Origin of the sequence: Phenylobacterium sp., from assembly GCF_046463815.1 — a bacterium.
Classification (GTDB): domain Bacteria; phylum Pseudomonadota; class Alphaproteobacteria; order Caulobacterales; family Caulobacteraceae; genus Phenylobacterium.
This window is the reverse complement of sequence record NZ_JBKBRO010000020.1, coordinates 15440-37248: the sequence shown is the minus strand read 5'-3', so window position 1 is coordinate 37248 and position 21809 is coordinate 15440. Positions and strand designations below refer to the sequence as shown.

Below are 21809 nucleotides of genomic sequence, written 5' to 3'. Positions count from 1 at the left end.
AGTGATCGAAGGCTCCGATCCAAGAGGAAGCCCAGCGGGACGGGCTGAGCAGCCGGACCGCTTCAGGCTCGATCCCGTTCACTTGACCTCGGGACTGAACACCGGGCGGCGACGCGGCGGCATCCAGGCGACGGCTCGATCCCGTTCACTTGACCTCGGGACTGAACACCTAAAGCGCGATCCGCAGAAGTGGGCGCCGGTCTTGCGATCAGATCGCGCTCAAGACTCCAGGGCGTCGCCAGCGCCGCCTCCCGGACGTGAAGGACCGCCCACCGGTCGGCGTAGAGCCTGCGCCAGCCCGGCCGGACGTCCAGGATCGGGACCAGGGCTTCGTCCGGGCGAAGCAGGGTCCAGTCGACGCCGTAGCGCTCCAGCGCCTGGCTGAGGGCCTGCTGGTTCCCGCGCGTGATCGCGTCGTAGCGCTGCATGAAGGCGTCGCCGTACATGTCGGCCCGGCCGTCGATGAAGGGGCGGTGGCCGGTCAGCATCAGCCAGCCGCCGAAACCGTAGGTGTTGAGGACCGGCCGCTGCGCGAGCTCGGGCGGCAGGTGGGTCAGCGCGGTGACCGGGGTGTTCAGACCATCCGGGCGTTGGGCGGGCAGGGCGATGCGGACGCCCGCGACGACGGCGAAGGCCAGCGCCGCGGCGACGAGGCCGCGCGGACCGAGCACGGCGCGTCCCCCGGCCCGGCCATAGGCTTCCGCAAGGGGCTCGGCGAGCAGGAGGGGGCCCAGCACCGCGAGCACGGCCTGGTGCCGCTGGTGCTCCAGCGTCATGTGCAGCACGAACAGGAGCAGCAGCAGCCGGACGACCGGCACGCGCACGCCTTTCAGCAGGCACACCAGGAGCGTGACGAGGAGCGCGGCCTCCACCGGTCCGAAGGTCGAGAAGTCGACCGGTCGCCACTCGGTGATCATCGGCAGGCTCCGCATCCGCGTGAGCGCCAGCGGGTGCAGGACCCCGTCCAGGCCGTGGGGCGTGGCGAAGGCCGCGGCCAGGGTGAGCAGGCCCGCGGGCGCCCAGGCGCCGATCACCTTCAGCGGCGTGGCCCGCCCGGCGATCAGCGCCTCCAGGCCGAAGACGCCGAACAGCAGGAGGCCGAAGAGGTAGCTGCCATGCAGGTTCGCCCAGGCGACCATGAGCAGCGGCAGCCAGAGCGGCGGCGCGCGGTCCTCGTCCCGAGCCCGGAGAAGCGCGAGCGTCCAGCCCGCCAGGAGCGGCAGGGCGAGCAGATGCGGTCGCGCCAGCAGCGAGGGCGCCGCCAGCAGGAACAGCAGCGCCAGGGTCGCGGCCGTCCCCGTCGCGGGCAGAACCCGCGAGAGGCGGCTTCCGACGAGCCCGACCAGGGCCGCCCCCGCCGCGGCGAACAGCAGGATGACGCCGGTCCAGCCGCCCAGGCGGTAGGCGCCCGCCATCGCCACCTCGGACAGCCACTCGAGCGGTATCCAGGGCTGGCCTGTGACGGTGGCCGAGAAGACGTCGCGATCCAGCAGCCGGCCGTGGTCCAGCATCCAGCCGCCGGCGGCCAGATGCCAATAGGTGTCGCCGTCGTTGAGCAGGGCGGGATGGAAGGCGAGGATGGCGAAGACCACGAGGGCCGCCAGCGCCGGGACGACGCCCGGCCGAGCCGCTGCAGGAAAGCCTCTCACCACCCCGATCCCGTCCGAACCTCGAACGTCCCAGGTAGCCTCGATTCGGCTATTTCCGCGCGTCCGGGACGAACTGGGCGGTGAACAGGCCGCAGGCCTCGGAATAGCCCTGCAGCAGGCGCCGGGCGATGAGATGCTTGGGCGTGATCTCGAGGCGCAGCTCGCAGAAGCGCGGCCCGTCGGTCGTCTCGACGCTCCGCCGCCACAGATAGTAGCGCTTGCCGTCTAGCGTCATCTGCTCCTGCCAGGGCCCGTAGAGGGCCACGGCGGCGTCCACATGCTGGCCGTAGAGCGACGAGGGCCGTTCGCCTTCGAACGCGGTTGCGCAGCCGCCCAACAGGAGACCCAGCAGAACGGGGCCGAGCAGGAGAGCCGTGCGGCGCATCGCGCCCCTTCCGTCAATTGTAGGCGACGGTGGTTGTGAAGGAGCCAGTATAGGCGCCGCTGGCGGTCGTGTCGTTGATCGGGATCTGCCCGCCGACGCCGAAGGTGGACGAGCCGGCCTGTCCCAGGGCGTTCGAGAGCGTGCCCGTGGTCGCCGTGGGCGTCAGGACCACCGTGATGGTCTCCGAGCCGCCCGAGCGGGTCATGTTGAAGTTGGCCGGGACCGAGATCGAGAAGGTCTGGCCGCCCTCGCCGTTGACCGTATAGGTCGCCCGGCCGGGCGCGGCGTTCGGGCCCGTCGAGAGCAGGGCGCCGCTGCCCGAAAGCGAGCGCGAGCCGTCGGTCTGGGAGATCGTGATGGTGCCTGAGCCCGTGGCCGGACGCACGACGGTGCCGAACGACAGGTCGGTGTTCTTGGTGAGCGTGATGGGACGGAACACCGTCACGGTCGACTGCGTGGCCTGGCTCGCCGAGGCCTGGGCATGGGCGATGCCGCCCAGCGAGGCCACCGAGGCGACGCCGGTCAGCGCGCTGATCAGGACATTGCGGATCTGAATCACTCTGACCCCCGGGTCAAAACTCTATCAAAACGCGTATCAAGGGCCGCTCGGACCTATCAAAAGTTGATCCGAAACAAAGAGCTGTTTCGAACCAGTACAGGATGAGCGGCCTGATACAGTCGTGCTTGCCGGCGTGCAATGGAGAGGCCACCCATTTCGGGTTTTCGCCCGGGGTCATGCAGGCGTCATTGCGGTGTTAACCCGCCGGCCCTAACGTGCCCCTCATGATCGGGGCGTCGCGTCTCATGCTTGGATTGGCCCTCGCCTTCGGGGGCGGGAACGCGTGGGCCCAGGCCTCCACCCAGGTTACCGGTTCCGTCGTGATCGTGGACCCGCCGCAGTTTGCCAAGGGCGCGGAACTCACGGTGGCTCCAGTCCAGCGGCCGTCCGGACAAGCCTCCGTCGCGGCCCAGGCGGTCGGCGGCCGTTACGAGGTGAGCGGCGTGGCGGGGGACACCTTCAACATCGCCATGCCGTCCAGCCTGAAGCTGGTTCGGGCCGGCGGCACGGAGGAGGTCGTCCTGTCGCTCTCGCCGAGCGGCGCGGCCACGACCCTGTCGGGCGCGCTCGGCGCCCGCAGCCGCGCCTCGGTGGACGTCCAGGGGGTCGTGGGCCTCTCCGGCGCCGCGACGCCGGGGCTCTACGAGGGCTCGTTCCCCGTCATCCTCTCGCTGCAATAGGCGGATCAATCCCCAGCAACCGCGCCATGATCCACAGGCGCGCGCCCCCGGGCCTTTGCCATTTCGGTGAACTGGGCGTCACCTTGGCGTCCATCCTCGACCGCAGAGGAGTCCGACCTCACGGGAGGAAGGCGGGCGCCTAGGGGGAGGCGTCTCCGGCGCCGAGCGCGAGCAGCGCGAAGGACGCCAGCCAGTGTTCGCCCATGTAGTCTCCGGCCACGTGCGGGAGGCTCGCGGCGAGATGCAGGCGGGCGGCGTCCTTGGCGACGGCGCGGGCGGGATCGTCGGCGGCCAGCGCCCCGGCGATCCCGCGCCAGCACCAGGCGCGCGACAGGTTCAGGCCGTCCAGGTGCGCGATCTTGCCGTCGGTGCGGTCGGTGACCGTGGCAGGCGTGAACAGGCTCTGCGGCCGCCCCTCGGCGAGGCGGGGCAGATAGGCCATGAGCCAGGCCCGGAACTCGTGGGCGGGCAGCAGCCGGCGCAGGCACTCCGCGGTGACCAGGGTAGGCGACAGGAAGTCGTCGAGCGACGGCTCCCACGCCTGGGCGTCGCGGTCGGCGAGGTGCCAGCCGCGCACCCTGGCCTCGAACGTCGCCAGCAGCTCGGGATCCCTCAGGCGGGCGTAGTCGCTGGCGATCGCGATGGCGAAGGACGTCGACGAGTGCACGCCGGTGCGGATCGGATAGGCCGCCTTGGGCAGGAAATCCTTGAAACGCCGGACGAAGGCGTCGGCCAGCGGCTGCATCCGGCCGGCCCAGGGCGCGTCGTGGGCCAGGAGTTCGGCCTGCAGCTTGAGCAGCCAGCCCCAGCCGTACGGCCGCTCGAAGCCCCGGGCGGAGGGGCGGGCCAAGTAGGCGACCTCGGCCGCGACGTTGGCCTCGGTGAAGGCGGCGTCGAGCTGTGCGCGTACGGCAGGCGCCTCGGGGATGTCGGGATGGAGGCGCAGCACGCTGGCCAGCAGCCAGTAGCCGTGGACGCAGGAGTGCCAGTCGAAGCTGCCGAAGAAGATTGGATGCAGGGCGCGCGGCCCCTGGGCGTCCTGCGGCCCGTCCAGGACGTGGTCCAGCTTGTTGGGATACTCGCGGGCCACGTGGCCCAGGGCGATGCGGGCGAAGGCCGAGGCGAGCTCGGGCGTGAGGCGCTCAGCGGAAGGCGAGGACATACATCAGCACCACATTGACGATCAGCAGCGGCAGCGCCGTCGGGACCTGGGCCTTGATGACGGCGTAGCGGTCCCTCAGTTCCAGCAGGGCCGGCGGCACGAGGTTGAAGTTGGCCGCCAGCGGGGTCATCAGCGTGCCGCAGAAGCCCGACAGCATGCCGATCGAGCACACCACCGCAGGATCTCCGCCGAAGCGGTTGATCAGAATGGGTAATCCGATCCCCGCGGTGAGCACCGGAAAAGCCGCGAAGGCGTTGCCCATGACCATGGTGAAGCCCGCCATGCCGAGGCAGTAGACGGCGACCGCCGCGAGCCGCGTGTCGAGCGGGATCCACTGTGTCACGAGCTGGCCGATCAGCTCGCCTACGCCCGCCAGGGCGAAGACCGCGCCCAGCGCGGCCAGCATCTGGGGCAGCAGGGCGGCCCAGCCCACGGTGTCCATCAGGCGGCGGCCTTCCTGGAGTGGGCTGAGCAAGGGCTGGCGGAGAAGGAGGAGCGCCGCGCCCAACGAAACGACGGCGGCGATGGCCAGCGAAATCAAGGTCGCCTGCTTGGGGTCGAGCAGCGGCTGGCCGCCGATCTGCAGCGGCTTGAGCAGCAGCACGCCCAGGATCACCACCAAGGGCAGGGTGAGGGCCGGGATGAACAGCCGGTTCCCGAAGCGTCCCGAAAGCTCGCGGCGCTCCTCGGCCGAGGTGGTGGCGGGCTGGCCCCGCCCCAGGAGGCCGAACCCGGCGATGAGCGCCAGCCCCAGGACCAGGACGCCGTTGCCGACATCGCCCAGCCGGTCGCCGGCCAGGAAGCTCAGCGCGACGAGGCCCCAGAACATCGCGTTGCCCAGCCGCCTGGGATTCGCCCGGTCGCCGGCGCTCAGCGCCGCGAAGGCGGCGAACACCAGGCCCGTCAGCACATAGACGATCGAGAGCCTGATCATGCGGCCTGCTTCTTCAGGCGACGATCGAACAGGAGGAGGCGGACCGCGTGGATCGCGAAGGCGGCGATGGCGGTCGGGATCGCCCAGAGCGACAGGTGGATGGGATCCATCACGATGCCGCTGGCGGCCAGGAAGCCCACCATCAGCAGGATCGAACCGATGGCGATGAAGATGTCCTCCCCGAAGAACAGGCCGATGTTGTCGGTGGCGGCGGCGTAGGCGCGGACCGCCTGGCGGGTGTGCTCGTCCATCTCGCCGCGGGCTTCCACGGCGCCCTCGGCCATCGGCGCCACCAGCGGCCGCACGCTCTGGGCCTGGCCGGCGATGGAGGTGAGCCCCATGGCCGAGGTGATCTGCCGGAAGGCCAGATAGCCCACGAGGAACGGCCCCACGGACACGCCCCGGAACCTGGCGATCAGTCCCCGGGCGCGCTCCTGCAGGCCGGCGCGTTCGAGCACGCCCACCATCGGCAGCACGAGATAGACAATGGTCACGTAGCGGTTCTCGTTGAACGCCTTGCCGAAGGCCGCCAGGACCTCCACGGGCAAGAGCCCGGCGAAGACTCCGGTCGTGAAGGCGGCCAGCACGACCACGAGCAGGGGGTTGAGACGCGCGGCGAAGCCCACGATGACCACCGCGACGCCCAGGAGGGTCAGCATGCCGGCTCCTCAGTGCGATTCGGCCATTGGAGCGGGTGGAATCGGGTTGGGCAACGGCGTAGGCTGCGGCCCATGAACGGACCGAAGACCCCGGACGAAGACGACGGCTTCGACCTCGTGGAGGAAGCGGGCGAGGAATCCTTCCCGGCCAGCGACCCGCCGGCCTGGACCCCGCCCGGCCACGACGACCCGCCCGAGGAGGATTAGCGGGACGCCAGCCAGGCGTCGGCGAGCGCCAGGAAACCCTTCACGTCCACCATCTCGGCCCGCGCGGCGGGATCGAGGCCCGCGGTCGTGACCAGAGCCTCGCCGCCCATGACCTTCAGGCTGGATCTCAGCATCTTGCGCCGCTGGCCAAAGGCGGCGGCGGTGACCTTCTGGAGCGCGTCGAGCCGCTGCGGCGAGGGGCGGTCGGCGCGGGGCTCCAGGCGGACCACGGCGGAATCCACCTTCGGCGGCGGGGTGAAGGCGCGGGCCGGCGCGTCCATCACGGGCCGGGCGTCGCAGGCGGCCTGGGCGATGACGCCCAGCCGGCCGTAGGCGCCGGAGCCCGGCGCGGCCACGATCCGCTCGGCCACCTCCTTCTGGAACATCAGCGTCAGGGACACCGGCGTCCAGGGGCCGGTGAGCCACTTGATGAGCAGCGGCGTACCGACGTTGTAGGGCAGGTTGGAGACGAGATGGGCGGGTCGTCCGGCGGCCAGCGCCGCCTCGTCCGTCGTCAGCGCGTCGCCGAACACCAGCGTGAGGCGGCCGTTCGCCGCCGCGGCCAGCTCCTCCAGCAGGGGGCGGAAGCGTTCGTCCTTCTCGACGGCGATCACCTGGGCGCCGGTCTCCAGCAGGGCGCGGGTGAGGCCGCCGGGGCCGGGCCCCACTTCGATGACCAGATCGCCGTCGCCGACCTCGGCCAGGCGGGCGATCTTGCGGGTGATGTTGAGGTCCAGCAGGAAATGCTGGCCGAACGCCTTCTTGGCCCACAGGCCGTGGGCCTCCAGCGCCTCGCGCAGGGTCGGCAGGGCTTCCAGGCTCATCGGCGGCGGGCCGCGATCTCGGCGGCGAGGCGGATGGCGGCGACCAGGCTGTCGGCGCGCGCGATCCCGCGTCCGGCGATGTCGAACGCCGTGCCGTGATCGGGCGAGGTGCGCACGATGGGCAGGCCCAGGCTCACGTTCACCCCGCCCCAGAAGTCCAGCATCTTCACCGGGATCAGCGCCTGGTCGTGGTACATGCAGAGCGCCGCGTCGTAGGTCGCCCGGACCTCGGCCGGGAACAGGGTGTCGGCCGGATAGGGGCCCCGGGCGTCGACGCCGGCCTCGCGCAGCGCCCGGACGGCGGGCTCGACGATCTCCACCTCCTCGCGGCCGATGCTCCCGCGCTCGCCGGCGTGGGGATTGAGCCCCGCGACGGCCAGGCGAGGCGCTTCCACCCCGAAATCCCGGCGCAGGGCCTGGGCCGTGACGAGCCCGGCATGGACGATCCTTTCGACCGACAGGGCGGCCGGAACCTTGGCGATGGGCTCGTGGACGGTGACCAGGGTGACGCGCAGGTCCGACGCGGTGAGCATCATGACCGGGCCGCGCGCGCCGTCGAACGGCGCGTTGGCGGTGAGCTCGCCCAGGAACTCGGTGTGGCCTGGAAACCTGAAGCCCGCCTCGTAGAGTGGGGCCTTGGCGATGGGCGCCGTGACGACGCCGGACACCGTCCCCGACAGCGCCAGGCCCACGGCGGTCTCGATCCAGCGGATGATGGCCGGCGCAGCGGCCGGCGTCGGCTGGCAGGCCACCACGGGCGCCTGGAGGGGCAGGTCGAGCACGGGCAGGACGTCGGCGAACGCGGCCATCGCCTCGTCCGGCGTGTGGATGACGCGCACGTCGACGTCCGAAGCGCCGGGCGCCGAGGCGAGCGCCCGCCGGTCGCCCACCACGAAGAACGCCGGGCCCGTCTCGCGCAGCGTGCGCCAGGCCTTGACCGCGATCTCGGGGCCTATGCCCGCGGGATCTCCGAGCGTGAGCGCGAGCGGGCCCGTCCTCACCGCGTCTCGATGGTGGCGGAGTTGCGCAGGTCGCGCATGTAGCGCCGCGCGATCATGCTGAGCTGCTGGCTGAACAGCCGGTTCTCGATCTGATCGCGATCCATCTGGGCCTCGCCAGCCGAGCGGCGGCCGCACACGGCGACCAGGTGCAGGCCCGCGCCGGTGCGGATCGGCTCGGAGACCTGGCCCACCTGGAGGCGTTCGGCGGCGTCCCGGAACTGCGGCGCGAGATCGGCGACCTCGGCCTCGCCCAGGTCCCCGGCCACGACGCCCTCGACGCCCTGGGCGGCCTGTTCGAGGTTGTCGCAGCTCGTGATCTTGGGCCGGATGGCCTCGAGCTTGGCCCGCGCGGCCGCCTCGTCGCCGCCCTGGGGCACGGCCACGGCGACCTGCTTCAGGTTGACCAGGGTGGCGCCGCCGCCGGCCCGCTTGTCGCGCAGATAGAGGATGTAGACGCCGTCCTTCACCGGGATGGGCTGGGAGAGCTGGCCCGGCCGCATCCCCTCCAGCACCTGCTCGACCTCGGCCGGCATTTCGCCCTGGCTGATCCAGCCCGCGTCGCCGCCGGCCGCCGCGGTCGGCAGCGCCGAGAACTGACGGGCGACCGCGGGGAAGGGCGCGCCCTGCTGCATCTGGGCCACCAACTGCTGGGCGCCCTGCATGGCCTGCTGCATGCCGCCCACCCGGTTGGCGTCGATCAGCACTTCGGAAATCTGGTACTGCGGCTTGGCGGCCGCCGCGGCCAGGCGGGCCTGGGCGGCCGAGATCTGGTCGTCGCCGACGCGCAGGCGGCTGCCGTAGCGGCCGCGGATCCAGCGGGTCCAGCTCATCTGGGCCCGGATCTGCTGGCGCAGGGTGTCGACGCCGATCCCGCGGCTGCCCAGGAAGCCCAGGAACTGCTCGCGGGACATGTTGTTCTCGCGGGCCATGGCCGCGATCTCCTCGTCCACCTCCTCGTCGGTGGCGACGATCTCGATCTTCTGCTCCTTCTCGACGCGGCGCAGCTCCTGGAACTGCAGGTGCTCGTCGACGAGGGAAATGAGGGCCTCGCGCTGGAACTGGGGCAGGGTCTGCTCGGTCGGCTGGACGCCCGAGGTGGCGATCAGGAGGCGCATGCGCTGCGCCAGGTCGTAGGTGGAGATGATGTCGTCGTTCACCACGGCGGCGACAGACTCTGACAGGCCGCGGGGCGCCTCCGGCGCCGTCTGCGCAGGAGCCGCAGGTTGCTGCTGCGCGGGCTGGGCGGCCGGGGCCTGCTGGGCCAGCGCGGCCGGCGGCGAGCCGGCCGCGATCAGCGCCGCGGCCAAGGCCGCGCTCCGCGCCGCAGGGCCCGTGACGAGTGACTTCATGAAAGAGATCTTTTCCCTGGTGGGGCGCATTTCGCCCGGCATTCTATCGGCCATTAAATGTTCCGCCCAATGTGGCGAGCGTTAGGCGCACCGAGACGGACTCGCTGGGCAGCAGGCGGCCCACGATGACGTCCTCCCGGCGGTAGATCACGTCCACCCGCAGGCAGTCGTCGCGGTAGAACACGCCGTAGTCGCGGATGACCCAGGCGTCTTCCTTCAGGTCCCGGCTGCCGTAGAGGCTGACGCCGTAGTTCTTGCCGACATAGAGCTCGCCGCCGAGGTCGAGGTTCTCGCGCTTGCGGCCGTTGATGTCGAAGTCGTCGGTCAGGTAGCGGATGAAGCCCGAGCCGCGCTTGTTGTAGACGTTGGCGCCCGCTTCCAGGCGATGGATGTCGAGGGTGTCGTTGTCGAGCCGCGCGCGGGCGAACATCGACACGCCCCTGAACGGCTGGGCGTCGGCGGCCACGATCCAGTCCGAGGCCTTGGTGCGCAGCCCGGTGCGGTCGGTGAAGACCCGGTTGTCCTCGGTGCGGAAGCTGCGGCCGACCAGCAGGTTGGCGCGGCGCCCGTCGTCCCACAGCACCGAGGCCCGCCCGGCGACGTTCAGGCGCACGCCGTCCTCATAGAGGTCGTAGCCGGGGAACTTGTTCGGCCGGAAGAGGGTGGTCTCGTCGAACTCGAAGGCGACGCTGTCCTCGTTGAGGTAGATGGCCTCGCCCGTCGTGGCGTTGTGGCCGATCACCACCTGCTTGGCGTCGGGTGAGGCGGCGACCTGGGCCACCGGCTCCAGCACCACCGTGGCGTTCTTCACGCGCTTGAAGACCGGATACGAGATATCCACGCCGGCCGTGGCCAGGCCCCTGACCATGTCGTCCTTGCGCGTCGCCGAGCCGACGCCGGTCAGGATGTCCTGGATGCGGTAGGCGTCCGCCCGCACGCTGACGAACGGAGAGACGCGCACGCCGCCAGCCGAGGTGAGGGTGCGCCGCCAGTCCAACTCTCCCGTCGCCCGGGCGCTGTCCAGGCCCGGCAGGCGGGCGCTGAGGTCGGTGGGAGACTGTTCGCGGCTCAGGACCACGCCGCTGGTGTGGACCCGCAGGCGGCCGCCCGCGATCGTCGTCGGGACCTCGTAGTGGCCTTCCACCAATGGCCCGATCACCGGGAAGATCCGGTCGTTCTCGCCCGCGGCGAAACCCGTCACGGGGTCGATGGCGCCGGGCCGCAGGCCCTGGATGGTCATGGCGGCGGTGGAGAAGTACGAGCGGCGGTCCTGGCGGATCGCGTAGATCTGGCTGATCAGCCGCCGGTCGTCGGCGACATAGGGGCCCCTCGTCTCGTAGACGTCGCCCACTTCGTACTTGTCGAAGATCAGGTCGTCCGAGGCGCGCTCGGCGGTGAAGCCCCAGCGCCACTTCTCGTCGATCTGGAAGGCCCCGCGGCCCAGGACGTAGCTGCGGTCGGTCTTCTTGCCGAACTCGTTGCCCTTGCCGTCGAAGTCGCGGTCGTGGGTGTAGCCCAGCCGCAGGTCGACCTCGCCCGAGTAGAAGCGCTTGCGGGCCTCCAGGTTCAGGAAGGGGTTCACCTTGGTGTTGAACTGCGGGCTGAAGGTGATGTCGGAGGACGGCGAGGTGACCAGGTAATAGGGCTGTTCGTACGAGAACCCGCGTCGGTCCGAGGCCGAGGCCTTGGGCGGCAGGAAGCCCGACGAGCGGCCGGCCTGCGGGTCGGCGTGCCAGAACAGCGGCAGGTAGAGCACCGGGGCGCCGAACAGGCGGAAGCGGGCGTTGCGGTAGTAGACGATGCGCCGCTTCTGATCGCGGACCACCTTGTCGGCGGCGATGGACCAGGTGGGCTTCTTCGACTTGCCGTCGGCCGCGCAGATCTCGCAGGGCGTGTAGATGGCCCGGTTGAGCTCCTGGATGTTCTCCGAGCGCTTGGCGGCGCTGGCCGCGGCCATCTTCACGTTTTCGGGAAGGCGGGCCGAGAAGCCCAGGGCGACGCCGGCGCGCATGTCCTCGTCCAGCACCACCTCGTCGGCGTATTCGGACGTCCCGTCGGCGTTGACGATGGTGATGTGGCCGAAGGCCCGGATGACGCCGGTCTCCTGCTCGTAGACCAGACGGTCGGCGCGCAGCGTGCGGCCGTTGTAGCGGACCTCGATGTTCCCGTTGGCCGTGGTCTGCTTGGCCTCGTCGTCATGGGCGACCTCGTCGGCCTCCATGTAGAGCTCGCCGGGCAGCAGGCCGTCCGGCCCGGGCCTGGCCGGGGCCGCGGCGGGCGCGGTCGTCTGGGCCTCGGCGGCGGCGGCCCACAGAATCGCCAACGCCGCGCCGGCCAGGAGGGCGTGCTTGCCTGTCTGTCGCGGCGAACGCCGACGCGGACTCATCGAGCTTACGATCCCCTCTCGCGACGACGCGCGCTTAGCCGAGCTCAAGCCGGGATGCATAGCCCGGCAGGCGAACGATTCAACCGTCTTCGGTGTAGCAAAGCAGGGTGACGCCTGCGAGCAGGGCCACCAGCCCCGGCGCCCAGGCAGCCGCCGTGAGCGGAATGAAGTCCGCCCGCGCCAGCGCGCCGGCGAACTGGTTGAAGAAGAACATCACGAACCCCAGCCCCACGCCGACGCCGGCGAGGCCGGCCAGCCCGCCCAACCGCGCCAGGCGCAGCGAGAAGGCCCCGGCCAGGACGGTCATGGCCGCGAAGAGCAGGGGGGTCGACAGGAGCTGCTGGAACCGCAGCCGGTAGCCCGAGGCGGAGAAGCCGGCCTGCTCGGTCAGCCGGATGGCCGCCGGCAGCCGCCAGAAGGCGATGGCCTCGGGCGAGGCGAAGCGCTCCATGGCCGCCTCGGCGTCGAGGGTCGAGCGGATCGACAGGCTTTCGGAGCGGATCGAATTCTCGCCCGCGCCGGCCTCGCGCACGTCCTTGAGCTGCCAGAACCCCGGCATCAGCCGGGCCTCGGCGGCCTCCAGCCGTCGGCGGAATTCCAGGGGCCCCTTGGCGGTCTTCTCGTAGATGAACACCGAGACGCCGCGCAGCACGACGGTCCCATCCCGGGTGACCCGGTCGCGGGCGTGGATGACGAGCTGGTTGCGGTCGTCGCCTTGGCGCAGCCAGACGTCGCGGGGCTGGTCGCCCAGATAGTTCTCCATGAGGCGGGCGCGCTCCGCCTCGAAGCGGGCGTTGAGCGCCGCCGCCACGGGGTTGAGGACCGCCACCGCCAGGACGCCCAGGGCCGCGGCGACGCCGGCCGACGGCAGGATGAAGCGCCAGGCCGAAACGCCGGCCGCCCGCATGGCCACCAGCTCGCTCTTGCGGTTCAGGCCGACGAACGCCCCGATCCCGCCGAACAGGAAGCAGAACGGCAGCAGGATCTGGATCAGCGAGGGAGCCCGCAGGACCGTCAGGGTGAAGATGCCGCTCGCGCCCACGTCCACCCGGGTGCCGACCTGGCTGGACAGCTCCACGAACTCGATCAGCAGGATCACGGCCGAGATCACCGCCAGCGCGGCGCCGACGCCGGCCAGCATCCGTCCGACCACATAGCGCTCGAGCCGTCCGAGGCCGGTCATGCCCGGGCTCCGGCGATGCGGGCGGGCCGGCGGGTGATGTCGATGTAGCGGCTGACCCGCTGGCGGAAGATGCTGCGGAACGCCACGGCCATGGCGACGAGCGGGATGGCGTACTGCAGGACGTTCAGCCAGGCCGCGCCCTCGGCGGCGGCCTGGGCCTGGAAGCCCAGGACGCGGACGACGACCGCCGCCGCGCCGGTGAGCGCGATCCGGCGGCCGTAGCCCAGACGTGAGAACCCGCCGCCGATGATGGCCGACAGCGCCATGGCCATGAAGGCCAGGTTGTAGAGCGGGGTGGCGATCCGCGCGTGTCCCTCGGCGAGCAGGTCGAGGCGGTTCCGCTGTTCCCAGTCCTGGGTGAGGTCGGGGAAGAAGAGCTCGTGCGGATAGCGATCCGAGGGCTTGTAGTGGACGAGCTCGTCCGAGCTGGTCAGGGCCGACAGGTCGAAGATGTATTCGTCGAAGGTCAGGTAGTTCAGCACCCCCCTGGACGAGAACTCCTGGATCGAGCCGTTCTTCATCACCAGCACGGGGCGGCCCTGGCTCTTCGACACCCGACCGGTCTGGGCGGTGTAGGTCGAAGACGAGCCGTCCGATTTCGCCTGGTGGATGAACAGGTTCTGCAGGTCGCCCGAGCCGCCCACGTGCTGGGCGTAGACGGTCAGGCCCGGCGCCGGCTCAGTGAATTCGCCCTCGCGCACGAGGGTGGAGGCGAGGTCGGTCCTGACCTTGAACAGCTCCTGGCGCATCTCGCGATAGGCCGCCGGCTGGACCCACAGGTTCACCAGCAGGGCGATGAAGGCGATGGTCGCGGCCAGGCGGATGGCCGGCGAGATCACCCGCCAACGGCTCATGCCGCCCGCGAAGCAGACCACGATCTCCTGCTCGGTGTGCAGCCGGTTCAGCGCCACCAGCGCCGCCACGAATACGGCGATGGGCAGGATCATGCTGATGAGCTGCGGCATGGCCAGCAGCGTGATCTTCAGGAAGACCAGCGCGCTCTGGCGCTGGTTGACGATCAGGTCGAGGCCCGAGAGCGTCTGGCTCAGCAGCGCCACCCCCGTCAACGCCAGGGTGGCGAGGGCGATGGGGCCCAGGAGCTGGCGTTGGAGATATCGGTCGATCAGGCGCATCGGCTTGCGAAAAAGAGCTTGCCCGCAGAATAAGGCCTGCCCCGGCCGCGGAGGTGTTCTAAATCATGCGTCGCCGCGCCAGACAACCGCAGCACGCGTTCCTTTAGTCCAGCTAACGAGAGAGTTTCATGGAGATCGAATTCGTCGCGGCGTCCGCCGGGGTCCCGCAGAAGACCGCGCTGGCGCGCATCGTCTTCGAGGGCGAGGCCTTCGACGGCGCCCTGGCGCAGGCGGTGGCCGCCAGCCGGTTCACCGGCGGCAAGGGCCAGACGCTGGACGTCCTGGCGCCCCAGGGCGTGCAGGCGGCCCGCCTGGTGCTGGTGGGCGCGGGCAAGCGCGAGGCCTTCGACGCCCTGGGCGCCGAGCACGCGGGGGCGAGCGCCTACAACGCCGTCAAGGCCTCCGGCCTGGAGACGCTGCGTATCGAGACGCCCGATGGGGACGCCGGCCTCGCCGCGCGGGCGGCCCTGGGCGTGCGCCTGGCCTGCTACCGCTTCGACAAGTACCGGACCAAGGAGCCGGCCGAGAAGAAGCCCTCCATCGTCAGGACACAGGTGGCTTGCGGCGATCCCGAGGGCGCGCTCGTCGCCTTCCCGCCGCTGGCGGCCCTCGCCGACGCGGTGAGCTTCACCCGCGACCTGGTCTCCGAGCCCGCCAACGTCCTCTATCCCGCCGAGTTCGCCCGGCGGGTGAAGGAGCTGGAGCGTCTGGGCCTCGAGGTCGAGATTCTCGGCGAGGACGCCATGAAGGCCCTGGACATGGGCAGCCTGCTGGGCGTGGGGCAGGGCAGCGTGCGCGAGAGCCAGCTCGTGGTCATCCGCTGGAACGGCGCCGACGATCCCAGCGCCCAGCCCGTGGCCTTCGTCGGCAAGGGCGTGTGCTTCGACACCGGCGGCATCTCCATCAAGCCCGCCGAGGGCATGGAGGACATGAAGTGGGACATGGGCGGGGCGGGCGCCGTCGCCGGCCTGATGTACGTCCTGGCCGCCCGCAAGGCCAAGGTGAACGCGGTGGGCATCCTCGGCCTCGTCGAGAACATGCCCGACGGCAACGCCCAGCGTCCGGGCGACGTGGTGACCTCCATGTCCGGCCAGACCATCGAGGTGATCAACACCGACGCCGAGGGGCGCCTCGTGCTGGCCGACGCCCTCTGGTACTGCCAGGACCGCTTCAAGCCGAAGTTCATGGTCGACCTGGCGACGCTTACCGGCGCCATCATCATCAGCCTGGGCAATGACTACGCCGGCTGTTTCTCCAACAACGATGAGCTGGCCGGAAACCTGCTGGACGCCGCGGGCAAGGAGGGCGAGCCCCTGTGGCGCCTGCCGCTGCCCGAGGCCTATAACAAGCAGATCGACTCCCAGATCGCCGACATGAAGAACACCGGCGGGCGGCCGGCGGGCTCGATCACCGCGGCTCTGTTCCTCCAGAAGTTCGTCAACGGCCTGCCGTGGGCCCACCTCGACATCGCCTCGACCGCCTGGAAGAAGGGTTCGACCGTTCCCACCCTGCCGGAAGGCGCCACCGGCTACGGCGTGCGCCTGCTGAACCGCATGGTGCAGGAGAAGTACGAGGGCTGAGGTGACCGCCGAGGTCTGGTTCTACCATCTGGAGCGGACGGGCCTGGACCAGGCCCTTCCCGAGTTGCTGGAAAAGACCCTGCAGCGCGGCTGGAAGGCCATCGTGCGCTCCGCCGTCCCCGAGCGCGTGGAGCACCTGGACGGCTGGCTGTGGAGCTATCGCGACGACAGCTTCCTGCCGCACGCCCCGGCCGACGAGCCGGGGGCGGGGCGCCAGCCGATCCTCATTACCACGGGCTTCGAGAACCCGAACGCCGCCGACGCGCTGTTCCTGGTGGATGGGGCCGAGCCCGGCGACCTCGCGGGCTACCAGCGCTGCGTGGTGCTGTTCGATGGGGGCGACGAGGCCCAGCTCGGCCTGGCGCGCGCCCAGTGGAGCCGCGTGAAGGCGGAGGGACATCCGGTGTCCTACTGGAAGCAGCAGGCCCGGGGATGGGAGAAGCAGGCATGAGGCGGTGGACGACAGCGACGCTCCTTCTGGGGCTGGCGGCCTGCGCGAGCCCGCCGCCCGCGGAGCCTCCGCCGCCGGCCCAGCCAGCGCCGCCGCCCGCAGCCGCGCCAGCGCCGCCGCCGGTGCAGGACGCCTGCGGCGCCGCCGAGGCCCAGCGCCTCGTGGGCCGGCCGCGCTCCGAGATCCCCGTGCCCCTGCGGCCCGAACTCCAGCGCGTGGCCTGCACCACCTGTCCGGTGACCCAGGACTACAATCCCAACCGGCTGAACTTCTTCTTCGACGCCGCGACCGGGATCGTCCGCGAGGTGCGCTGCGGCTAGGCCTGGGCCGGTTGCGGAATCCTGAGGCCCTGTTCGGCCAGGACCTCCAGCCAGGCGGCCCGGCCTCTGGCGCGGCTGAACCGCTCGACCGCCGTCGCCCGCGCCGCCGCGCGCAGCGGCGCCGAGGCCGCCGGGTCGCGGCAGGCGTCGATCAGCGCCCGGCTCAGGGCCTCCACGTCGAAGAACGGCAGCAGGCGGCCGTTCACGCCGTCCTCGATGGCGTCGTGCATCGGCGCCGTGTCCGAGCCGATCACGTAGCAGCCCAGCGCCATGGCCTCGGCCACCGACCACGAAAGCACGAAGGGGTAGGTGTAGTAGACGTGCGCCGTCGATAGCCGGAGCGCGTCCAGCATCCGGGCGTGCGGGACCTTGCCCAGGAAGTGGATTCGCGCCGGGTCGATGGCGAGATCGCGAAACACCCAGTCCTTCCAGGTCAGGCCGTCCGGCGGCGCGGCGCCGTAACCCCGATCCTTCTCCTGGCCGATGACGATCACCTGGGCGTCCGGAACCTCGGCCATCAGCCGGGGCAGGGCGCGGCCGAAGATGTGCAGCCCCCTGAGCGGCTCCATCTTGTTGTTCACATGGGTGATGACCGGCGTCCCCGGGCGGATCACCCGCCCGTCCGGCAGTTCGAAGGGTTCGGCCGGGCCCGGCCGGATCGCGTCCACGTCCACCCCCTCGTGGATGATCCGCGCCTGGTCGCGGAACACCGGCGGCAAGGTGGAGGCCTGAAACCGGGTCGGCGTCACGATGGCGTCGCCCAGGGAATAGGCCAGCGCCATGCCCATGCTCTTGGCGTCGACCAGGTTCACGGTCTCGTCGCTCGTCGCGCCGAACTCGGGGTCGAAGCCCACGTCGAAGCCCCGGCCGTGGTAGAAGAACTCGGCGAACAGCACCTGTTTCGCGTTCGGGAAGACCTCGCGCAGATGGAGCGTCTCGCCCCAGCCGGGATGGGCGACGATCACCTCGGGATCGCAGCCTTCGTCCCGCAGCACCTTGGCCCCCCGGAAGGCGCCGCTCGCGCGGATCAGGTCGGCCTCGGCGCGCACGGCGGCGGGCAGCATGCCCGGCGTGGTGCCCCGCTCCAGGCCATAGCGGGCGATTCGAACGCCGGGCGCCCCGGGTGCGTGATGCTGGCCGATCGCCCAGCAGCGCACGCCCCGATCCACGAGGGTCTGCACGAGGTCCGCGAACTGAGCGGGAAAGTTGTTGTGGACGAAGAGGACGCCGTCGGCCATGGCGCCCTTGTGCCGGGACACGGCTCCGCTGTCACGCCCCCCATGCGGCCCTTGGCCCGACGGCGGCCGTCCGATAAGGGGGAGCCGCCGCATGCGGATGTGGCGGAACTGGTAGACGCACTGGATTTAGGTTCCAGCGCCGAGAGGCGTGGAGGTTCGAGTCCTCTCATCCGCACCATCGGCCGCCCCCGCGAAGGGGGGCTTTCACGCGGGCGCCTTGCATGACATAAGGGCGCGCCGCGCCGCCGGGCGAATTTCGGCGGCGCTCCCGTATTCCACCTGAAGGCGGACCTCCAGCGCGCGACGGCGCGTCGTCCGGAAGTTGAAGAATGTCGATGCAAGTCGTTGAGAAGTCTGGTGAAGGCCTGAGCCGCGTCTATGGCGTGACGGTCCCCGTGAAGGACCTGACCGACCGGCTGGAAGCGCGGATCGCGGAGATCGCGCCCACCCTCAACGTCAAGGGCTTCCGCCCGGGCAAGGTGCCGGCGGCCCATGTGAAGCGCCTGTACGGCAAGGCCCTCATGAGCGAGGTGCTGGAGCAGACCCTCTCGGAAAGCACCCAGAAGGTGCTTGAGGACAACAAGCTGCGCCCGGCGGGCGAGCCCGACCTGAAGCCGGAAGGCGACCTGCAGGCCGTGCTCGACGGCAAGCAGGACCTGGCCTTCGAGGTCGCCGTCGACCTGATGCCCGAGTTCGAGCCGGTCGACCCGGCCAGCCTGTCGCTGACCCGTCCGGTCTATGAACCCACCGACGCCGAGGTCGAGGAGACCCTGGGCGAGCTCGCCAAGCAGAACCGCACCTACGAGGCGAAGACCGGCAAGACCGTGAAGGCCAAGGACGGCGACATGGTCGTGATCGACTTCGTGGGCCGCATCGACGGCGAGGCGTTCGAGGGCGGCTCGGCCAACGACGTGGAGCTGGTGCTGGGGTCGGGCCAGTTCATCCCCGGCTTCGAGGACCAGCTCATCGGCGCCAAGCCCGACAGCGAGGTCGAGGTGAAGGTCAGCTTCCCCGAGGATTACCAGGCCCAGCACCTGGCCGGGAAGGAAGCCGTCTTCGCGTGCAAGGTTAAGGAAGTGAAGGCCCCGGTGGACGCCGCCCCGGACGACGCCTTCGCCGAACGCCTGGGCCTCGAGAACCTCGAGAAGCTCAAGGAGCTGCTGAAGTCGAACCTCCAGGAGCAGTACGCCGGCGCCAGCCGCTTCAAGCTGAAGCGCGCCCTGCTGGACCAGCTCGATTCCAAGCACGACTTCCCGCTGCCGCCCAAGATGGTCGAGGCCGAGTTCGCCTCGATCTGGCAGCAGGTCCAGCAGGACAAGGCCGCTGGCAACCTGCCCGAGGAGGACGTCAAGAAGTCGGACGAGCAGCTCGAGAAGGAGTACCGCAAGATCGCCGAGCGCCGGGTGCGCCTGGGCCTGGTGCTGGCCGAGATCGGCCGGGCCCACAACGTCCAGGTGACCGACCAGGAGCTGGGCGAGGCGATCCGCCGCGAGGCCATCAAGTACGGCCCGCAGGCCCAGCAGGTGTTCGAGCTCCTTCGCCAGAATCCCAACGCCCAGGCGCAGCTCCGCGCGCCGATCTTCGAGGACAAGGTCGTCGACCTGATCGTCGAAAAGGCCAAGGTGGAGGACAAGCAGGTCCCGAAGGACGAGCTCCTGAAGGACGACGACCTGCCGGAAGGCTACGAGGGCTGACGCCCGCCTTCGCAGGCCGAGGCATCTGAGCGGCGCCGCCTGGATACGGGCGGCGCCGTTTTTCATGCCTGGAGAGGCCGGCGGGGCCTACAGCGAGCGCAGGCGGCGCAGAAGCTCGGGATTCTCGACCTGGGCCCGGCGGCTGTTGATCTCGCGGTGCAGGTCGAGCGCGGCCTGCTCGTCGAGCGCCAGCATGGAGGGCGGCGGCGGCTCATGAATGGGGTGCGCGGACTCCGGCACGCGTTCGCTGGACACGCTCATCGGCATTCTCCCTCTACCCCCGGCCGTGCTTCAGGCGTCCCGGGGCTCTCCCGGGATTTAAGGTATCATTTACCTCTGACGGCGCCTACGGCGCCGCTCCTTGGAAGAGTTCACCCCCGGATCAACTTCCCTTGTGGCCGCGCTTGCCCGCGTTCCGCCGAACGGAAATCGCGGAACGACGGTCATGAATGGGTTGGCTTCCGGGCATTTGCGGGCGTAGCCTTCCATCATGGACGCCGCGCCGGGGCGCGGAGCCGCCTCTGCCGCCGCAGATGCCGACTTCGCCGCCTCGGGAGTAGAGCGTCGGGAAGGAAACGACTGTTGCAGCGCACGCGTACCGAGGGATTGGCCGAGGAGTCGGTCGAGGGGTCCGACTATTTCCACAAGGTCGTCGATTGCCAGTGGGCCTGTCCGGCGCACACGCCGGTGCCCGAATACATCCGCCTGATCGCCGAAGGGCGGTACGCCGACGCCTACATGATCAACTGGCGCTCCAACGTCTTCCCGGGCGTGCTGGGGCGGACCTGCGACCGGCCGTGCGAGCCGGCCTGCCGCCGCGGCCGGGTGGAGGAAGAGCCGGTGGCCATCTGCCGGCTGAAGCGCGTGGCGGCGGACAACAAGGGGGACGTGGCCGCCCTCATGCCGCCGCCCGTGACGGCGCGGAACGGTCGCCGCGTGGCGCTGGTGGGCGCCGGGCCCGCCTCGCTGACGGTGGCCCGGGATCTCGCGCCGCTCGGCTACGAACTGGTGCTGTTCGACGCCGAGGCCAAGGCCGGCGGCTTCATCCGCAGCCAGATTCCGCGCTTCCGCCTGCCCGAGGAGGTGATCGATGAGGAGGTGGGCTATGTCACTGGCCTGGGCGGCATGGAGCTGCGCCTGGGCCAGCGGGTGGACAGCCTCAAGGGCCTCCTGGAGCAGGGTTTCGACGCCGTCTTCGTGGGTTCGGGCGCGCCGCGCGGCCGCGACCTAGACCTTCCGGGCCGGCAGGAGGCCGCCGCCAACATCCACATCGGCATCGACTGGCTGTCGTCCGTCTCGTTCGGCCACGTCGGGAAGATCGGCCGCCGTGTGATCGTGCTGGGCGGCGGCAACACGGCCATGGACTGCTGCCGCACCTCGCGCCGGCTGGGCGGCGAGGACGTCAAGGTGATCGTCCGCTCGGGCTTCGACGAGATGAAGGCGTCCCCCTGGGAGAAGGAGGATGCGATCCACGAGGACATCCCGATCATCAACTATCGGGTCCCCAAGGAATTCACCCACGAGAACGGCCGCCTGACCGGTGTCATCTTCGAGGTGGTGGAGGCCCGCTACGACGACATGGGCCGCCGCAAGCTCGTCCCGTCGGGCCAGCCCGACGAACACTACGAATGCGACGACGTGCTGGTGGCCGTGGGCCAGGAGAACGCCTTTCCCTGGATCGAGCGCGACATCGGCCTGGCATTCGACGACTGGGGGCTGCCCAAGGTCGACGAAACCACCATGCAATCCACGCTGCCGAACGTCTTCTTCGGCGGCGACGCGGCCTTCGGGCCGAAGAACATCATCTGGGCCGTCGCCCACGGCCACGAGGCGGCGGTGTCGATCCACCTGTTCTGCGAGGGCCGGGACGTGGGCGACCGGCCGGGGCCGCACGCCTCGCTGGTCAGCCAGAAGATGGGCATCCACGAGTGGAGCTACGACAACGACGTCTCGAACGATCGCCGCTACCGCGTGCCCATGCGGGAGAAGGCCGAGGCCCTGAAGGACGTCCGTCTGGAGGTCGAACTGGGCTACGACCAGGAGCTGGCGCTGCGCGAGGCCGAGCGGTGCCTGAACTGCGACGTCCAGACCGTCTTCACCGACAAGCTTTGCATCGAGTGCGACGCCTGCGTCGACATCTGCCCCATGGACTGCATCACCTTCACCGAGGATGGGGAGGAGGATGAGCTGCGCGGTCGGCTGAAGGCTCCGGCGCTCAACTTCGAGCAGGACCTCTACGTCTCGGGGCGCCTGGGCACCGGCCGGATCATGGTCAAGGACGAGGACGTCTGCCTGCACTGCGGCCTCTGCGCCGAGCGGTGCCCGACCGGCGCCTGGGACATGCACAAGTTCTATCTCGAGACGACGAAGGCGGAGGCGGCATGCCGGACCCGGTGAAAAGCCAGGCTGGGAAGC

At 70.3% G+C, this 21809-nt stretch carries 21 protein-coding genes and 1 tRNA gene; 8 read left to right on the top strand and 14 right to left on the bottom strand.

Going from position 1 to position 21809, the window contains the following annotated elements; translation table 11 throughout:
- Nucleotides 1-62 precede the first annotated feature (62 nt).
- From ACK4TT_RS14040 to ACK4TT_RS14030, 3 genes are read right to left on the bottom strand one after another with little or no spacing between them, the layout of a single operon-like run.
- Nucleotides 63-1649 (bottom strand): hypothetical protein, encoded by a 1587-nt coding sequence (locus ACK4TT_RS14040; RefSeq protein ID WP_410213236.1) that lies wholly within the window; start codon nucleotides 1647-1649, stop codon nucleotides 63-65.
- Between the two features lie 49 nt (nucleotides 1650-1698).
- Nucleotides 1699-2034, bottom strand: coding sequence for a hypothetical protein (locus tag ACK4TT_RS14035; RefSeq protein WP_409640179.1), 336 nt, complete (start codon nucleotides 2032-2034; stop codon nucleotides 1699-1701).
- Nucleotides 2035-2047: 13 nt separating this feature from the next.
- Entirely contained in the window at nucleotides 2048-2593 is a 546-nt protein-coding gene (locus tag ACK4TT_RS14030; RefSeq protein ID WP_409640176.1) for a DUF4402 domain-containing protein, read from the bottom strand.
- Between the two features lie 245 nt (nucleotides 2594-2838).
- Between ACK4TT_RS14030 and ACK4TT_RS14025 the strand changes: the two genes are divergently transcribed.
- Complete coding sequence (locus ACK4TT_RS14025; protein ID WP_409640173.1) at nucleotides 2839-3273, top strand: DUF4402 domain-containing protein; 435 nt, start codon at nucleotides 2839-2841, stop codon at nucleotides 3271-3273.
- A gap of 139 nt (nucleotides 3274-3412) precedes the next feature.
- Here ACK4TT_RS14025 and ACK4TT_RS14020 read toward each other — a convergent pair whose 3' ends face one another.
- Genes ACK4TT_RS14020 through ACK4TT_RS14010 form a run of 3 tightly spaced genes read right to left on the bottom strand, consistent with a single transcriptional unit; the run spans nucleotide 3413 to nucleotide 6028 of the window.
- A complete protein-coding gene (locus tag ACK4TT_RS14020; RefSeq protein WP_410213235.1) occupies nucleotides 3413-4435 on the bottom strand; it encodes a DUF2891 domain-containing protein in 1023 nt (340 codons plus the stop codon).
- Nucleotides 4416-5369 (bottom strand): DUF979 domain-containing protein, encoded by a 954-nt coding sequence (locus ACK4TT_RS14015; RefSeq protein ID WP_409640167.1) that lies wholly within the window; start codon nucleotides 5367-5369, stop codon nucleotides 4416-4418. Before ACK4TT_RS14015 ends, ACK4TT_RS14020 begins: the two co-directional genes overlap by 20 nt.
- Entirely contained in the window at nucleotides 5366-6028 is a 663-nt protein-coding gene (locus ACK4TT_RS14010; protein ID WP_410213234.1) for a DUF969 domain-containing protein, read from the bottom strand. The genes ACK4TT_RS14015 and ACK4TT_RS14010 overlap by 4 nt, the downstream gene beginning before the upstream one ends.
- A 72-nt stretch (nucleotides 6029-6100) precedes the next feature.
- On the opposite strand from ACK4TT_RS14010, the gene ACK4TT_RS14005 reads away from it, so the two are divergent.
- The gene (locus ACK4TT_RS14005; protein WP_409640162.1) at nucleotides 6101-6235 is read left to right on the top strand and encodes a hypothetical protein; all 135 of its coding nucleotides are present in this window, start codon (nucleotides 6101-6103) and stop codon (nucleotides 6233-6235) included.
- Here ACK4TT_RS14005 and rsmA read toward each other — a convergent pair.
- The 6 genes from rsmA to lptF all read right to left on the bottom strand — a co-directional run bounded on the left by rsmA (nucleotide 6232) and on the right by lptF (nucleotide 14111).
- Nucleotides 6232-7059 (bottom strand): 16S rRNA (adenine(1518)-N(6)/adenine(1519)-N(6))-dimethyltransferase RsmA, encoded by an 828-nt coding sequence (gene rsmA, locus ACK4TT_RS14000; RefSeq protein WP_410213233.1) that lies wholly within the window; start codon nucleotides 7057-7059, stop codon nucleotides 6232-6234. The genes ACK4TT_RS14005 and rsmA overlap by 4 nt on opposite strands.
- On the bottom strand, nucleotides 7056-8060 hold the full coding sequence (gene pdxA / locus ACK4TT_RS13995; RefSeq protein WP_410213232.1) for a 4-hydroxythreonine-4-phosphate dehydrogenase PdxA: 1005 nt from the start codon (nucleotides 8058-8060) through the stop codon (nucleotides 7056-7058). Before pdxA ends, rsmA begins: the two co-directional genes overlap by 4 nt.
- The gene (locus ACK4TT_RS13990) at nucleotides 8057-9409 is read right to left on the bottom strand and encodes a peptidylprolyl isomerase (RefSeq protein WP_409640153.1); all 1353 of its coding nucleotides are present in this window, start codon (nucleotides 9407-9409) and stop codon (nucleotides 8057-8059) included. The genes pdxA and ACK4TT_RS13990 overlap by 4 nt, the downstream gene beginning before the upstream one ends.
- Nucleotides 9410-9452: 43 nt before the next feature.
- Nucleotides 9453-11795: an LPS-assembly protein LptD gene (locus ACK4TT_RS13985; RefSeq protein ID WP_410213231.1), complete on the bottom strand. Its 2343-nt coding sequence runs from the start codon at nucleotides 11793-11795 to the stop codon at nucleotides 9453-9455.
- A gap of 79 nt (nucleotides 11796-11874) precedes the next feature.
- Nucleotides 11875-12978, bottom strand: a complete 1104-nt coding sequence (gene lptG, locus ACK4TT_RS13980; protein WP_409640148.1) for an LPS export ABC transporter permease LptG — start codon at nucleotides 12976-12978, stop codon at nucleotides 11875-11877.
- A complete protein-coding gene (lptF, locus tag ACK4TT_RS13975; protein WP_409640145.1) occupies nucleotides 12975-14111 on the bottom strand; it encodes an LPS export ABC transporter permease LptF in 1137 nt (378 codons plus the stop codon). Before lptF ends, lptG begins: the two co-directional genes overlap by 4 nt.
- Nucleotides 14112-14239: 128 nt before the next feature.
- On the opposite strand from lptF, the gene ACK4TT_RS13970 reads away from it, so the two are divergent.
- The 3 genes from ACK4TT_RS13970 to ACK4TT_RS13960 are packed head-to-tail and all read left to right on the top strand — an operon-like array spanning nucleotide 14240 to nucleotide 16462.
- Nucleotides 14240-15691 carry a leucyl aminopeptidase gene (locus ACK4TT_RS13970; protein ID WP_410213230.1) on the top strand — a complete coding sequence of 484 codons (1452 nt, stop codon included), beginning with the start codon at nucleotides 14240-14242 and terminating at the stop codon, nucleotides 15689-15691.
- 1 nt (nucleotide 15692) lies between these two features.
- On the top strand, nucleotides 15693-16142 hold the full coding sequence (locus ACK4TT_RS13965) for a DNA polymerase III subunit chi (RefSeq protein WP_409640138.1): 450 nt from the start codon (nucleotides 15693-15695) through the stop codon (nucleotides 16140-16142).
- Nucleotides 16139-16462, top strand: coding sequence for a peptidase inhibitor I78 (locus ACK4TT_RS13960; RefSeq protein WP_409640135.1), 324 nt, complete (start codon nucleotides 16139-16141; stop codon nucleotides 16460-16462). Before ACK4TT_RS13965 ends, ACK4TT_RS13960 begins: the two co-directional genes overlap by 4 nt.
- On the opposite strand, the gene ACK4TT_RS13955 is transcribed toward ACK4TT_RS13960, so the two are convergent.
- Entirely contained in the window at nucleotides 16459-17721 is a 1263-nt protein-coding gene (locus tag ACK4TT_RS13955; protein WP_410213229.1) for a glycosyltransferase, read from the bottom strand. The genes ACK4TT_RS13960 and ACK4TT_RS13955 overlap by 4 nt on opposite strands.
- Nucleotides 17722-17793: 72 nt before the next feature.
- On the opposite strand from ACK4TT_RS13955, the gene ACK4TT_RS13950 reads away from it, so the two are divergent.
- Nucleotides 17794-17878 (top strand) — tRNA-Leu (locus tag ACK4TT_RS13950).
- Between the two features lie 157 nt (nucleotides 17879-18035).
- Nucleotides 18036-19394 (top strand): trigger factor, encoded by a 1359-nt coding sequence (gene tig / locus ACK4TT_RS13945; RefSeq protein WP_409640129.1) that lies wholly within the window; start codon nucleotides 18036-18038, stop codon nucleotides 19392-19394.
- 87 nt (nucleotides 19395-19481) lie between these two features.
- Here the strand turns inward: tig and ACK4TT_RS13940 are convergent, their stop codons facing one another.
- On the bottom strand, nucleotides 19482-19655 hold the full coding sequence (locus ACK4TT_RS13940; protein WP_409640126.1) for a hypothetical protein: 174 nt from the start codon (nucleotides 19653-19655) through the stop codon (nucleotides 19482-19484).
- 321 nt (nucleotides 19656-19976) lie between these two features.
- Here ACK4TT_RS13940 and ACK4TT_RS13935 point away from each other — a divergent pair, with 321 nt between their 5' ends.
- A complete protein-coding gene (locus ACK4TT_RS13935; protein ID WP_409640123.1) occupies nucleotides 19977-21791 on the top strand; it encodes an FAD-dependent oxidoreductase in 1815 nt (604 codons plus the stop codon).
- Nucleotides 21792-21809 lie beyond the last annotated feature (18 nt).